This is a genomic window from Streptomyces sp. NPDC097640, assembly GCF_040302705.1.
Taxonomy (GTDB): Bacteria; Actinomycetota; Actinomycetes; order Streptomycetales; family Streptomycetaceae; genus Streptomyces.
In genome coordinates this window covers 1-12,638 of the sequence record NZ_JBEOSB010000019.1, presented here as the reverse complement: position 1 = coordinate 12,638, position 12,638 = coordinate 1, and the positions used below count along the sequence as shown (strand labels likewise).

8 protein-coding genes are annotated in these 12,638 nt (G+C 69.8%); 1 reads left to right on the top strand and 7 read right to left on the bottom strand.

The window, feature by feature from the left end:
• Position 1: 1 nt before the first annotated feature.
• The 7 genes from ABTY62_RS27825 to eccD form a co-directional block, all read right to left on the bottom strand.
• On the bottom strand, positions 2-460 hold the full coding sequence (locus ABTY62_RS27825) for a YbaB/EbfC family nucleoid-associated protein (protein WP_352132140.1): 459 nt from the start codon (positions 458-460) through the stop codon (positions 2-4).
• A 22-nt stretch (positions 461-482) separates the two neighbouring features.
• Positions 483-3,725 (bottom strand): AAWKG family protein, encoded by a 3,243-nt coding sequence (locus ABTY62_RS27820; RefSeq protein WP_352132139.1) that lies wholly within the window; start codon positions 3,723-3,725, stop codon positions 483-485.
• 226 nt (positions 3,726-3,951) lie between these two features.
• Positions 3,952-4,449, bottom strand: coding sequence for a type VII secretion system-associated protein (locus ABTY62_RS27815; protein WP_352132138.1), 498 nt, complete (start codon positions 4,447-4,449; stop codon positions 3,952-3,954).
• Between the two features lie 67 nt (positions 4,450-4,516).
• The gene (locus ABTY62_RS27810; RefSeq protein ID WP_311725523.1) at positions 4,517-4,837 is read right to left on the bottom strand and encodes a WXG100 family type VII secretion target; all 321 of its coding nucleotides are present in this window, start codon (positions 4,835-4,837) and stop codon (positions 4,517-4,519) included.
• A 56-nt stretch (positions 4,838-4,893) separates the two neighbouring features.
• Positions 4,894-5,235 carry a hypothetical protein gene (locus ABTY62_RS27805; RefSeq protein ID WP_311725522.1) on the bottom strand — a complete coding sequence of 114 codons (342 nt, stop codon included), beginning with the start codon at positions 5,233-5,235 and terminating at the stop codon, positions 4,894-4,896.
• A gap of 38 nt (positions 5,236-5,273) precedes the next feature.
• Entirely contained in the window at positions 5,274-6,803 is a 1,530-nt protein-coding gene (eccB, locus tag ABTY62_RS27800) for a type VII secretion protein EccB (protein WP_352132137.1), read from the bottom strand.
• Between the two features lie 30 nt (positions 6,804-6,833).
• Positions 6,834-8,234, bottom strand: coding sequence for a type VII secretion integral membrane protein EccD (gene eccD / locus ABTY62_RS27795; RefSeq protein ID WP_352132136.1), 1,401 nt, complete (start codon positions 8,232-8,234; stop codon positions 6,834-6,836).
• A gap of 348 nt (positions 8,235-8,582) precedes the next feature.
• Here eccD and eccCa point away from each other — a divergent pair, with 348 nt between their 5' ends.
• Positions 8,583-12,560, top strand: coding sequence for a type VII secretion protein EccCa (eccCa, locus tag ABTY62_RS27790; RefSeq protein ID WP_352132135.1), 3,978 nt, complete (start codon positions 8,583-8,585; stop codon positions 12,558-12,560).
• Positions 12,561-12,638: the final 78 nt, after the last annotated feature.

Genomic DNA, 12,638 nt, shown 5'->3' with positions numbered 1-12,638 from the left:
CCTACCTCCGGTCCCCGTCCTCGTGGATCTCGTCTCGCAGCCGGTCGCTGGAACGGGCATGCGCGGCCCGGCCCTTCGAGGCGGTGTCCGCGAGCGGTGCGAAGATCTCGTCCCATTCGATGCCGACACCGTCGAGGCGCGGGGCGCCGCTCACGCTGTCGGACAGCGGCCGGAAGGTGTCCATGACCGTCTGGGCCATCTGTGCCTGGGCCTGGGTCACCGCCTCCAGCACCGAGGCCGCGAGCTGCGCCGCAGCCATGGTGCGGTACCTGCCGTCGAGGAACTTCACATCGGCGAGCTGTCCCTGCGCGCCGACGGTCGCCTCGACCGCGCGGTCCCGCGACCGCGCCGTGACGGCGGCCGTCCTGAGCTGCGCCTTGGCCTGCGCCACGGCCTGCTGGGTCCGCTCCATGTCAGCCATGGCCCGGGCCAGCTGATCCTTGATCGATTCCCTGTCCATCGCTACGCCTTCCTCGCCGCTCTCAACGCCCGATGACGGCCGGAGCGCCGCCCTCGTCCGTGCCCCAGACGTCCTCGTCCTCCTCCAGCCACGCCGCCCGTTCGCGGTCGGAGCTCTGGGTCTGCGGCTGGCCGCCGCCCATGCCGCCACCCATCGGCGGGGCGAAGGGCATGCCGCCGGCGGTGGACATCCCGCCGCCGCGGGCCGCGACGATCTCCTCTTCCTGGTAGCTCGAACCGGACGGCCGGGAGCCGCCGAGACGCCGCACGATGGGCTGGGTGGGGTCGTCGTACACCCCTCGGACCCGCTCGGTGTCGCCGGAACCGGCGCCGCCGCTCATGGACCCGTTCATCCGGGTGCCGGGGGGCAGCATCGGCATGCCGCCACCGGACGAGCTGCCGTCCGCACCATATCCGTTGCCGGACGGCGTGCTGTTGTACGGGGTGGAGTCGTACAGGTCGTCCTCATAGCCGCCGCCGTACAGGCCGTCGTACGAGGAAGAGCTCGACGGCGAGTGGAGGTTGGAGGAGCTGCCGAGGTTGCTCGGCAGGGTCTCACCCGACTCGATCGGGGTGGTGGTCGTGGTCCCGTCGGGCTGGCGGTTGGTGATCAGCCCCTGCTCCGGGTCGATCCGGGTGCTGCTGCCGTCGGGGAACTCGGTGTTGAGGGTCCCGTCCCGTTCCAGGGTCGTGATGCTGCCATCGCTGTTGGTGATCGAGTCACCGGGGCGCAGCGTGTCGAAGTCCGTCGAACCGTCCGGCAGGACCGTGGAGATGTCGCCGCCCGGCACATCGATCGTCCGTGAGGTGCCGTCCGGGTACTCCAGGGTGACCGTGCGGTCGGGGTTGAGGGTCGTGGTGCCGCTGCTGCGGTCGAGCGAGGGGCTCTGGCCGCCGTAGTCGTCGGGCAGGTCGGAGGGCAGGTCCGGGCTTTCGTACCGCCCGGGGCTCCCGCCGCCGAGCTCCCGGCTCTGGCGCTCGTAGCGCTTCTCCGCATCGGCCTGGCGCTGTTCCTGTTCGCGCTCCAGCTTCTCCTGTTTGGCCTCGGCCTCCTTCTGCTTCTGCTCCTGCTTCGCCTCCTGCTCGGCCTGCTTGGCTTCCTGCTCCGCCTGTTTGGCCTCGGCCTTGGCCTCCTGCTCGGCCTGCTTGGCTTCGGCCTCCTTCTCCTTCTGCTCCTGCTTGGCTTCCTGCTCCTTCTGCTTGGCCTCGTACTCGCTCTCGGTCTGAATGCGCTTCTGTTCCTGCTCCTCCTGTCTGGCTTCCGCCTCCTTCTCCTTTTCGGCCTGCTTGGCCTCCTGCTCGGCCTGCTTGGCCTCGGCTTCCTTCTCCTTCTGCTCCTGCTTCCTCTCCTGCTCGGCCTGCTTCTCTTCCGCCTTGCGCTCCTGCTCGGCCTGCTTGGCCTCCTGTTCCGCCTCCTTCTCGGCCTGCTTGGCCTCCTGCTCCGCCTGCTTCTTCTCCTGCTCCTTCTTCTGCTGCTCGCGTTCCGCGCGTGCCAATGTCGTAGCAGCCTGCTGTTGTGCCTCTTGCTCCTTGTACCGCTCCTCCTGCTTCCGTTCCTGCTCGGCCTGCTTGGCCTCGGCCTCTTTCTCCTTCTGTTCCTGCTTGGCCTCCTGCTCCGCCTGCTTCTCCTCGGCCTTGCGCTCCTGCTCGGCCTGCTTCGCCTCCTGCTCCTTTTCCTTCTCGGCCTGCTTGGCCTCCTGTTCGGCCTGCTTGGCCTCGGCTTCCTTCTCCTTCTGTTCCTGCTTCTTCTCTTGCTCCCGCTGCTTCTCCTCCTGTTCCTTCTCCTTCTGCTCCTGCTTCCTCTCCTGCTCCTTCTCCTTCTCTTCCGCCTTGCGCTCAGCCTCCTCCTGCTTCCTCTCCCACTCCTTCTCCTTCTCCTCGGCCTTGCGCTCGGCCTCCTCCTGCTTCTTCTTCCACTCCTCTTCTTTCCTCTTGTTCTCCTCCTCTTTCCTCTTGTTCTCCTCCTCGATCCGCTTCCTCTCCCTCTCGGCGTCCGCCTTCTCCTTCGCCGCCTGGTCCTTGGCGAACTCCTGACTCAGGCTGGTGGTCTCCGTGTCGATCTTCTTGGGCAGGTCCTGGTCGTTCACGGAGTTCTGAATGGCGAGGATGGCTGCCTTGCCCGCCTCCCCGAGCACGTCCACGACGGACTGCTGCCACTTCTTGATGGCCTCTTCGCCGATCTTCTTCCAGGCCTCCTTGCTCTCGAGCTGGCCGTAGGTCGGGTGGTCGCCGTGGAAGCCGTCCAGCTTCACCGCGTGGTACGAGTCGTAGGACTCGTATCCGTAGTCCTCGTAGTAACGGACCTTGGTGATGTTGTTCTTCCAGATCCACTCGGAGACATCCAGCAGGATGTCGTGCAGCCAGCGCAGCGGATTTCCGGTGAGCAGCTGCCAGGTGTTCCATTTGTTGTACAGCGCATAGGAGGCGTTGTGGATGTCCTGCCGGTATTTGCGGAGCTCATTGCCGTACTTGGATCCGTTGCCCTGGAGGGGAATCTGCTCGTTGTACGACTTGTAGTTGCGCGCCATCCCGTGGACCATGTCCCGGAAGACCCCGGCGGCCATTCCCTTCCATGACGCCTCCTCCTTGCCGAGGTCGAACTCCCAGTCCCGGAGGTCGTCGTACCGGTTCTTGAAGAAGCGCGCAGCCCGGTCGAGGGCTTCGGCCGACCTGTTGAGGGAATCCAGGTCCACCGCGTCCTTCTCGTTGACCCTGAGGCCATACCAGTCGAATCCGGTGGTCTTGCCGTTGTTGATCAGCGACACAAGCGCCATGCCGCCGCCGTAGCTGTAGTGCGACAGGCCGACGTTGCTCCAGGTCGTGTCCTTCGACTGGCCCTCGAAGTCCTTGCCCAGCCCGCTCTTGAACTCGCCGCCCACGACCACTCCGCCGGCCGGGGGATCGCCCGTGCCGTTGGTGCCGAGCAGGGTGATGCGGGCCTGTTTCATCACGACCTTGGTGCCCGGGGCCGCCCCGCTGATGGGACCGTGTTTCCCGGAGTAGAACGGGATCACGAAGTCGGTGTTGTTGATGCGCCAGCCGGAGTTCTCGGTACGCCACGACATGTCGTTGACCGCTTCGACGATCGCGTTGGAGGGCTCGCCGTCGTAGTCGGAGAACTCCAGCCGCATCAGCGGGATGTCGTTGTTCCCGAGGAGGCTGTCGAAGAGGTCCGCCCTTGCGGGCAGGACGACGCCCGTCAGCACCCGAACAGCCCTGGCCCACCAGTCGTTGTCGGAGTGGGCGACGGGGACTTTCTTGGACATGGCGCGAGACCTCCGGCGGGCCGGTCAGCGGGTGGGGGGCGGGCTGTAACGGGGGCGGCGGGACGCTCAGCCCCTGGGCGGTCTCCGGCGGGTCCTTCCCCCACCCCGCCCCTTCCCGTAACCAGGGGCTTCGCCCCTGGACCTCGGGTCTGGGGCGGAGCCCCAGTATCGGGAAGGGGCGGGGTGGGGAAGGAGCCCGCGAGCGTCAAGGCCCACCGGACACCGCCTAGTCGTCATCGCCGCCACCCTTGGACTTGCCGCCGGCGAGGTCGTCGTCCACGTCCTCGAAGATGTCCAGGAACTCCTGGCCGTCGATGGTGGTCAGATTGCCGCTCTGGGTGGAGAACAGCGTGGAGATCGTGGACTCCAGGTTGTCCTCGATGTCCCCGAAGAGCTTGGTCTGCTCCTTGTAGATCTCGACGAGGTTCTCCGCCATCGTGGCGAGGCTCTTGTTGAGCTTCGCCACCTGCCCGTCGACTTCGCCCTCCTGGAGCATCCAGCCGAGCGACAGCGGCTTCCCGGCCTGGTAGGAGTCGAAATCCTCGATGCTGATGTCTTCTTTGCCGATCAGCGAGCCCATCGAGGGACCGAACGTGGGGTCGTCCTCGGTGATCTTGCGGATCTCGTCCTTGAAGGGCAGCACGCGATTGTCGAGGAAACTCTGGAGACCGGCCTTGTCCAAGGTCAGCTTGGTCGTCTTCTCGTTCGGATCCTTGGTGTCCACTCCGGGTCCTTCCCGCTGGGGGTGTGATGGGCGAGCCGGCCTCGGGGGCCGGCCCCGCCGGCGGGCGTCAGCGGCCGATCTTCACCGAGTCCCACATCTGCGTCAGCGACTGCTCGCTGTACTGGTAGTTCTCGGAGACCGAGGTCAGCAGGGCGGAGTGCTTCGTGAGCAGGTCCTCCATCCCCTTGACCGCGTTGTCCCAGGCCTGCTGCTTCTGGGTGTAGACGTCCTTGTCGTCACCGATCCAGGTGTTCTTGAGCTCGTTGAGCTCCATCTCCAGGTTCTCGAGCGTGGTCGCGATGGCCTTCGTCTGCGTGATCATGTCGTCGGCCGCGTTGCTCATGTGCGAGTAGTCGACGTAGATGTAGCCGTCGGTGAAGTCGCTCATTGCCTGTCCTCGTCTCGCCTAGGGTCCGAAGGTTGGTGGGGAAACCGGCGGTCGGATCAGCCGGTCAGGGTGTCGAAGACCGCGTCCGACTGCGAGTAGGCCTGGTTGATGGCCTCGTTCGAGGACCCCTGCTGCTTGCCCTGCTCGACGAGGGTCTGGTTGAGCGTCTCGATCATGTCCTGGACGTTGGTGAGGATGACATCGGCCTTCTCCTCCCATGACGTGACGAGGTCCCGGAAGGCGCCACCGTCACTGCCCTTGTAGTGGGTCATGAGGTTGTTCTTGGTGGACTCGACGTCCTGGCGGCACTTCATGACTCCACTGAAGGCCATCTCCAGGGCCTGGATGCCGTTCCGTGTCGCGGATTCCTCTGACTGCTGCATGCCGTTGGCAGACATACGCGCCCCTCTCCTCGATCGGCTTCAGGACGGCGATGCTACGAGGCCTCGTTTGTCTTCTCGTTCTTCTGAGTTGTCGTCAGATTGTTTTTCGCTTGTTCGCTCTTGCCGGGGAAGCGGCAGCGCGGCGCCGTCACGTTGACCTGGCCGTTCTGCGCCGCCTGCGGATACAGGTCCGGGCCGGAGGGGAGCATCGACAGCATCAGCGAGGGCATCTCCTGCGGACCCTCGCCCTCGTAGCCGAGCGCCTTGACCGCGTCCTGGTTCGCCAGCCGGTGCTTCACGCCCGAGTCGGTGACCAGGTAGACCGTGCTGCCGACCCGGCCCCCGCCGGCGCCCAGCGCCCGTACGAGAACGCCGCGGCCCGGCGGCACGGTGATCCGGTCCACGGGCAGACACGCGGGGGCTGCGGCAGCGCCCGCGGAGTGCTGGGCGACCGGGCCCAGGTCGGGCTCCTCGACCAGCGTGACCCCGACCCGGGTGCCCTTGCCCTGCGGCGCCACCCGGACGCACGGGGTCTGCTCATCGGCCACGGTGACCGCCTTCGGCGGCGAACTCGGCGCCTGGCCGGGGCCCTTGTTCAGCGAGTTCTCCGGCGCGAGATTGCCCTGAAGCGCCTGGGAGGTCACCGGCGAGGCGACCGGAGCCTGGCCCCCGTACGCCTTGGCGCGGGTCTGCGGATCGCCCAGCACCAGCGCCAGCTCGGTCGCGGTGAGCGGCGCGAGGCCCTCCTTGCGCAGCAGGTAGTAGCGGCTGTCGGAGCCCGGGACGTCCAGCGCGAACGCCTGCCCGACCCGGGTGGAGCGGCCGCCCAGCCGCGGCCCGAGATCGCCGAGCCCGGGGGTCTCCGGCGGCGCGAGGTCGGGGCCCGCAGGCAGCGCGCTCAGAAACCCGGCCGACACCGGCACCGGCTTGGTGGTGGCGTAGCCGAGCGCCTCGGCCGCGCCCGAGTCGCGGTCCAGCCGCAGCCTGCTGCCCTGCCACAGCAGGTAGCGGTTGCGGTCCGGGCCCAATACGAGCACCCCCTCGCCCTTGCCGAGCGCGTCGCCCGGCGTCTCGGCGCCGACCGCGAGCGTGGTGCCGACCTTCCCGTCGTTCTCCGCCGAGGGCGCCGAACACACCTGCCACGGGTCGTCGGACAGGTCACCCGCCTTGGGCAGCGAGTCCGGGGCGCCCTCGATGCCGATGGGCGTGCCGAGCGGGGTCCCCTTGAGGGACTTGGAGCCCACCGTGGTGGTCTCCAGGTCGGAGCCGGCGAGCAGCAGCGCCGAGGCGTAGTTGCGCACCGGGCGCAGCCGTCCGTCGAGGTAGAGGTAGCGGGAGCCGGTCTGCTTGTCGACGATCAGATTTCCGGCCGAGCGCCAGGAGTCCTTCTGGCCGGGCGAGATGAGGCCGAGGACGAAGGCCCCGGCGCACAGCAGCACGGTGATGATCACGCCGATGGCGACGCCGCGGTTGGTGCGGCCCTGGGGGCTCTCGGGCGCGTCCGGGTCGGAGCGCAGCATGCTGGAGGTCAGCCGGCCCATGAGGAACATATGGGCCTGAACCTGGTCGCGTTTGGTCTGCATGGAGAACTCGTCCTTGGGCGGTCTTGGGCGTTATCCGTTGAGGGAGCGGAGGGCGCCGTAGACGCCGAGCACCCACAGCGACAGGGGCAACATGGCGATCGCCATGGCGGAATGCAGCAGCTCGGCCGCCCGCCCCCAGTACGGGACCAGCCGCCGCCCCGGCACCGTCCAGGAGGCGATGGCGATGGCGGCGGCGACCGCGAGCAACCCGCCGACCAGCAGGAGCTTGCCGGACGAGCTGTACGAGGTGGCCGCCTCGTAGATCAGCAGGGCACCGCCCCACAGGGCGGGGACGACCAGCGACAGGCGCTGAAGGGTGTTGCCGAGGCCGCGGCTGTGCAGCAGGAGCAGCACCGACAGGGCGGCCATGGTGAGGATTTCGGGGAGATCCTCGGCGCGCGCGAGGCCCAGCATGCAGCCGGCGCAGATCGCCCCGGCCGCGGCGTACAGGCCGGTCATCCAGCCGTCGGCGATGACGGTGCGGGCGGCCACGGCGGACGGCGAGTGCGGTTCGATGCCCTCCTGGAGCTGCTGGGCGTTGGTGGGCAGCGGGGGCATGCGCAGCCCGGAGAGCCGGAACGACATCGAGGGCACGAACGCCCCGAAGAGCACGGCGGCCAGGGAGACAAGACCGGCGGCGTGGGCGGCCGACAGATCGGCGGTCATCATCAGGACGGCCGCGAGGACGCCCGCGGCCGCGACCGCCACGGCGGCCACGAAGAGCGCGGCGAAGGCGACGACCAGGGCGACGGCCAGCATCGCGCCGCCCGCCGCCGCGGCGCTCGCGGCGAGCAGCCGGGAGCCGAGCACCTCGTACGGGTGCGGTCCGCCGAGGTCGCCGCCGGGCAGCAGCCAGCCGGCGAGGGCGCAGTACGGCACGGCGGCGAAGCCGAGCGCCGCGCCCGCCTCGGCGTCGCCGACCGCGCGGCTGGCCGAGGCGGCGCCGCCGAGCAGCAGCGCCGCGGCGGCGGCCGCGGCCAGGGCGCGCAGTTCGGCGGGCGGGCCGGGTATCGCGAGGACGGCGAGTCCGGCCGCGAGGGTGAGGATCAGCGTGCCGAGGAGCAGCCGGCGGCTGATGGTCGCCGTCCAGCCGAAGGGGCGGTCGGCCATGGTGGTGGCGATGCCGTCGACGAGGTCGTCCAGCCGGACCTCGGGCAGGACGTCGGTGCGCGGGCTGAGGTAGAGCGTCTCGCCGTCGAGCACACCGAGGGATTCGAGGCTGCTGTCCTCGGCGAGCGCTTCGCCACCGAGCCGCTGGAGCACCCAGCCCCCGTGTTCCAGGCCCTGTTCGGCGAGGTCGTCACCCGCGTACCGCACCAGCGTGGGCAGCAGATCGACGACGGGGACATCCGCGGGGACGGCGAGGTCGATGGAGGTGGCGGGGGCGCGCACGGTGACGCGGCAGAGCCCTGCCGTTGCGCTGTCAGTCATGAGAGTACTCACGCTTCTTCGGGAGACGTGTTCGGGACACGGGGTAAGTCTCCGTGGGGGGTGTGGGGCGTTGGACGTGTGCGCAGGGAGGCTGCACACTACTTGCTGAACCGCCTGCTTCGGTCACGGCCGTCGAAGTGAACCGTGGAATCGGATCGTAGACTCTTCTTCACCGGCCCGGGATTCCTGCCCCCGGCCCGGGTTCACCGCTCCTGCCGTCCGCCGCGGCTGCCCTGATGGCCGGGCCCTGCCTGCCCCGGCCGCGCGTGTCACCGTCCGTTCAACGGTTGTTCTCAGCCCATTGGCAGCATCCCGGCAGCACCCCCGGCCCCGAAGGAGACCACCCGCTTGAGTACCGTCCTGTTCCGCAGGCCCGCGCGTCGGCGCGGCCCGGACATGCCCGAAGGGGAACTGAGCCTCCAGGAGCCGCCCTCGCTCCCGGAGGTGACGCCCGACAGCTCGGCGGTGTGGAACTACCTGCCGATGGCGCTGATGTCGGTGTCCATGATGCTGATGTACATGCGGCCGGGCGGCTCCAAGAGCGGCGCGTTCATCTATCTGGCCCTCGGGATGATGGTGGTCTCCGCGGTCGCCATGATCCTGGGCCAGGTCGTGCGCCGCAACAGCGAGCGCAAGCAGCGGCTCAAGGGCGAGCGGCGGGACTATCTGCGCTATCTGCGGCAGACCCGGAAGAAGGTCCGGGCCGCCGTGGTGGAGCAGCAGCGCGCCCTTTTGTGGCGTCATCCGGAGCCGACCGCGCTGTGGTCGCTGGTGGGCACCACCCGGCTGTGGGAACGGCGCCCTGGCGACCCGGACTTCGGGGAGATACGGGTCGCGGTCGGCGACCAGAAGCTGGGGCTGCGGCTCTCGCCGCTGTCCACCAAGCCGGTGGAGGACCTGGAACCGCTCACCGCGCACGCGCTGCGCAGCTTCATCCGCGCGTACTCCACCGTCCCCGACCAGCCCATCGCGGTGTATCTGCGGACGTGGGCGCGGGTGCTGTTCCGCGGCGATCCGGCCCGGATCCGGGAGCTGACCCGGGCGATGCTCGCCCAACTGGCCACGCTGCACTCCCCCGAGGACCTGTGGATCACGGTGGTCACGGCGGACGAGCAGCGGGCCGAGTGGGACTGGGTGAAGTGGCTGCCGCACAATCGTCACGCGCAGGAGAACGACGGCGCCGGCTCCGTACGGATGGTCGTGGCCTCGGTGAACGAGCTGGACGACCTGCTCGGCGGGGAGTTCCAGGAGCGGCCGCCGTTCGACCCGGAGGCGATGGCGGGGCGCGAGGAGCCGTACACGGTGATCGTGCTGGACGGTGTCGCGCCGCCCGGCGGACACCGCATGGAGGGGCCCGGCCACCGCAACACGGTGGTGCTCGACCTCACCGGCGAGCTGCCCTGGCGGCCGGGGCGCGCCACGCTGCGGTTCGAGGTGTCCGACGAGACCATGAACCTGGTGCGCACGGACCGCGACCGCAAGGAGCAGTCCACCCCGCTCGGCCGGCCCGACCGGCTGAGCACGACCGTCGCCGCGTCGCTGGCGAAGCATCTGGCCCCGTACCGGATGGGCCTGGCCACGGAGTCGGCCGAGCCGCTGGCCGCCGATGTGGAGCTGACCTCGCTGCTCGGCATCCCGGACCTGTACCGCCATGAGCCGCCCACGCTGTGGGAGCGCCGCACCGGATCCGCCCGGCTGCGGGTGCCGATCGCGGTGGGCTCGGACGGGGTGCCGGTGGAGCTGGACATCAAGGAGTCGGCGCAGGGCGGCACCGGGCCGCACGGCATGCTGATCGGCGCGACCGGCTCGGGCAAGAGCGAGCTGCTGCGCACCCTGGTGCTGGGGCTGGCGCTGACCAACTCCTCCGAGACGCTCAACTTCGTGCTGGTCGACTTCAAGGGTGGCGCGACCTTCCTGGGGCTTGACGAGCTGCCGCACACCTCCGCCGTGATCACGAACCTCGCGGACGAGGTGGCGCTGGTCTCCCGGATGCAGGACGCGCTGCACGGCGAGTTGATGCGCCGTCAGGAGCTGCTGCGGGCGGCGGGCAACTACACCTCGGCCCTGGAGTACGAGAAGGCGCGGGCGGACGGCACGCCGCTGACGCCGCTGCCGAGCCTGTTCGTGGTGGTCGACGAGTTCAGCGAACTGCTCTCCGCGCACCGCGATTTCATGGAGCTGTTCGTGATGATCGGCCGCCTCGGCCGCAGCCTCGGGGTGCATCTGCTGCTCGCCTCGCAGCGCCTGGACGAGGGCCGGATGCACCAGCTGGAGAGCCATCTGTCGTACCGCATCGGCCTGCGCACGTTCTCGGCGATGGAGAGCCGGGGCGTGCTGGGCGTGCCGGACGCGTACGAGCTGCCGCCGACTCCCGGCAGCGGCTTCATCAAGACGGGCGTCGAGGCGCTGACCCGCTTCCGCGCGGCCTATGTCTCGGGCCCGTACCGGCGGCGCAGCGGCTCGGCCCACCAGGCGCGGGTGGCCAGCCAGGTGGTGCCGTGGACGGCGGGCTGGGTGGTGCCGCGGCAGCTGCCCGACCTTCCGGACGAGCCGGAGAAGCCGGACGAGAGCGAGGCCGGGGACGGCGACGCCCTGCTGTCGGTGGCCGTGGACCGGCTGCGGGACGCCGGGCCGCCCGCGCACCAGGTGTGGCTGCCGCCGCTGACCGACCCGTCGCCGCTCGACGAGCTGCTGCCGCTGCTCGCGCCGCACACCGAGTACGGACTGACCACCACGGATCTGACCAGGCGGGGGCGGCTGTCGGTGCCGGTCGGCGTCGTGGACCGGCCCTTCGACCAGCTCCGGGACGAGCTGCGGGTGGACCTGTCCGGGGCCGGTGGCCATGTCGCCGTCGCGGGCGGCCCGCAGAGCGGAAAGTCGACCCTCGTCCGTACGCTGATCACGTCTCTCGCGCTCACCCACACCCCGCGCGAAGTCCAGTTCTACTGTCTGGACTTCGGCGGCGGCACGCTCGCGGGTCTGGTGGGCCTGCCGCATGTCGGCGGGGTCGCGGCCCGGCTGGACCAGGAGCGGGTCGGCCGGGTGATCGCCGAGGTCTCCGCGGTGCTGGCGCACCGGGAGCGGTTCTTCCTGGACAACGGCATCGACTCGATGGCGACGCTGCGGCGACGCCGGGCGGCCGGGGAGTTCCCGGGGGAGAAACACGGTGATGTCTTCCTGGTCATCGACGGCTGGTCGACGGTCCGCCAGGAGTACGACCAGCACATCCCCACGTTCAACGCCATCGCGGGCCGGGGCCTCAACTACGGCGTCCACCTGATCGTCACCACCGCCCGCTGGGTCGAGCTGTCCTCGGCGGTCCGGGACCAGGCCGCGACCCGTCTGGAGCTGCGCATGGGCGACCCGATGGACTCGGGGATCGATGTGCGCAAGGCGGCGGGCGTGCCCCGGGTCCCGGGGCGTGGCCTCACCCGCGAGTCCAAGCTGCACTATCTGGCGGCGCTGCCGCGCATCGACGGCGTGGCCGGGGCCGATGACCTCGCGGACGGCGTGGCCGGGCTGGTGGCGGCGGTGCGCGAGCACTGGTCGGGCCCGCCCGCTCCCCCGGTGCGGATGCTGCCGACGAAGCTCCCGGCGGCCGAGCTGCCGCCCGCCGAGGGTGATCTGCGGGTGCCGCTGGGTCTGGAGGAGGACCGGATGGGCACCGTCTGGCATGACTTCAGCACCAATCCGCACATGATCGTGGTCGGCGACACGGAGAGCGGCAAGACCAACCTGCTGCGGCTCACGGCGCAGGCGATCATGGCCAGGTACTCCCCCGCCGAGGCCCGGATCATGGTCGTGGACTACCGCCGCGAGCTGGTGGAGGCGGTCCCCGACGAGTACCGGCTGGGCCACGCCGTCTCGCTGGACGCCCTCAAGGAGCTGGTCGGTGGCGCGGCGCGGGCCGTGAAGACCCGGATGCCGGGCCCGGACATCGCCCCGTCCCGGATGCGGCTGTGCGACTGGTGGACCGGGCCGCGGCTGTTCGTCCTGGTCGACGACTACGACATGGTGGGCGGCGGCGGACCGCTGAACCAGCCGTTCGAGGGGCTGACGAACTTCCTCGCGCTGGGCTACGAGGTCGGTCTGCACATGATCGTGGCCCGCTCGGCGGCGGGCGCCGGCCGGGGCCTCAACGACCCGCTGATGCGACGGCTCCAGGAGGTCAACACCCCCGGAATCCTGCTGTCCTGCCCGCCGACCGAGGGCTATCTCTTCGGCAACGTCAAGGGGCGCATCCTGCCGCCCGGACGGGGGCTGCGGATCGCCCGGCGCAAGAGTGTGCAGATCCAGACGGCCCTGATGGGCCCGGAGGATTCATGACACCGGGCGGCGATCGTGGTGCCGGCGTACGGAGCGCGGGGCGGACGGCCGCCCCCCCCGGCCGGGACCCGCGCGCCG

Coding starts and splice junctions, on each gene's coding strand:
- ABTY62_RS27820 (WP_352132139.1), bottom strand. CDS start 3,725: ATGTCCAAGAAAGTCCCCGTCGCCCACTCCGACAACGACTGGTGGGCC.
- ABTY62_RS27825 (WP_352132140.1), bottom strand. CDS start 460: ATGGACAGGGAATCGATCAAGGATCAGCTGGCCCGGGCCATGGCTGAC.
- ABTY62_RS27810 (WP_311725523.1), bottom strand. CDS start 4,837: ATGAGCGACTTCACCGACGGCTACATCTACGTCGACTACTCGCACATG.
- ABTY62_RS27805 (WP_311725522.1), bottom strand. CDS start 5,235: ATGTCTGCCAACGGCATGCAGCAGTCAGAGGAATCCGCGACACGGAAC.
- eccB (WP_352132137.1), bottom strand. CDS start 6,803: ATGCAGACCAAACGCGACCAGGTTCAGGCCCATATGTTCCTCATGGGC.
- eccD (WP_352132136.1), bottom strand. CDS start 8,234: ATGACTGACAGCGCAACGGCAGGGCTCTGCCGCGTCACCGTGCGCGCC.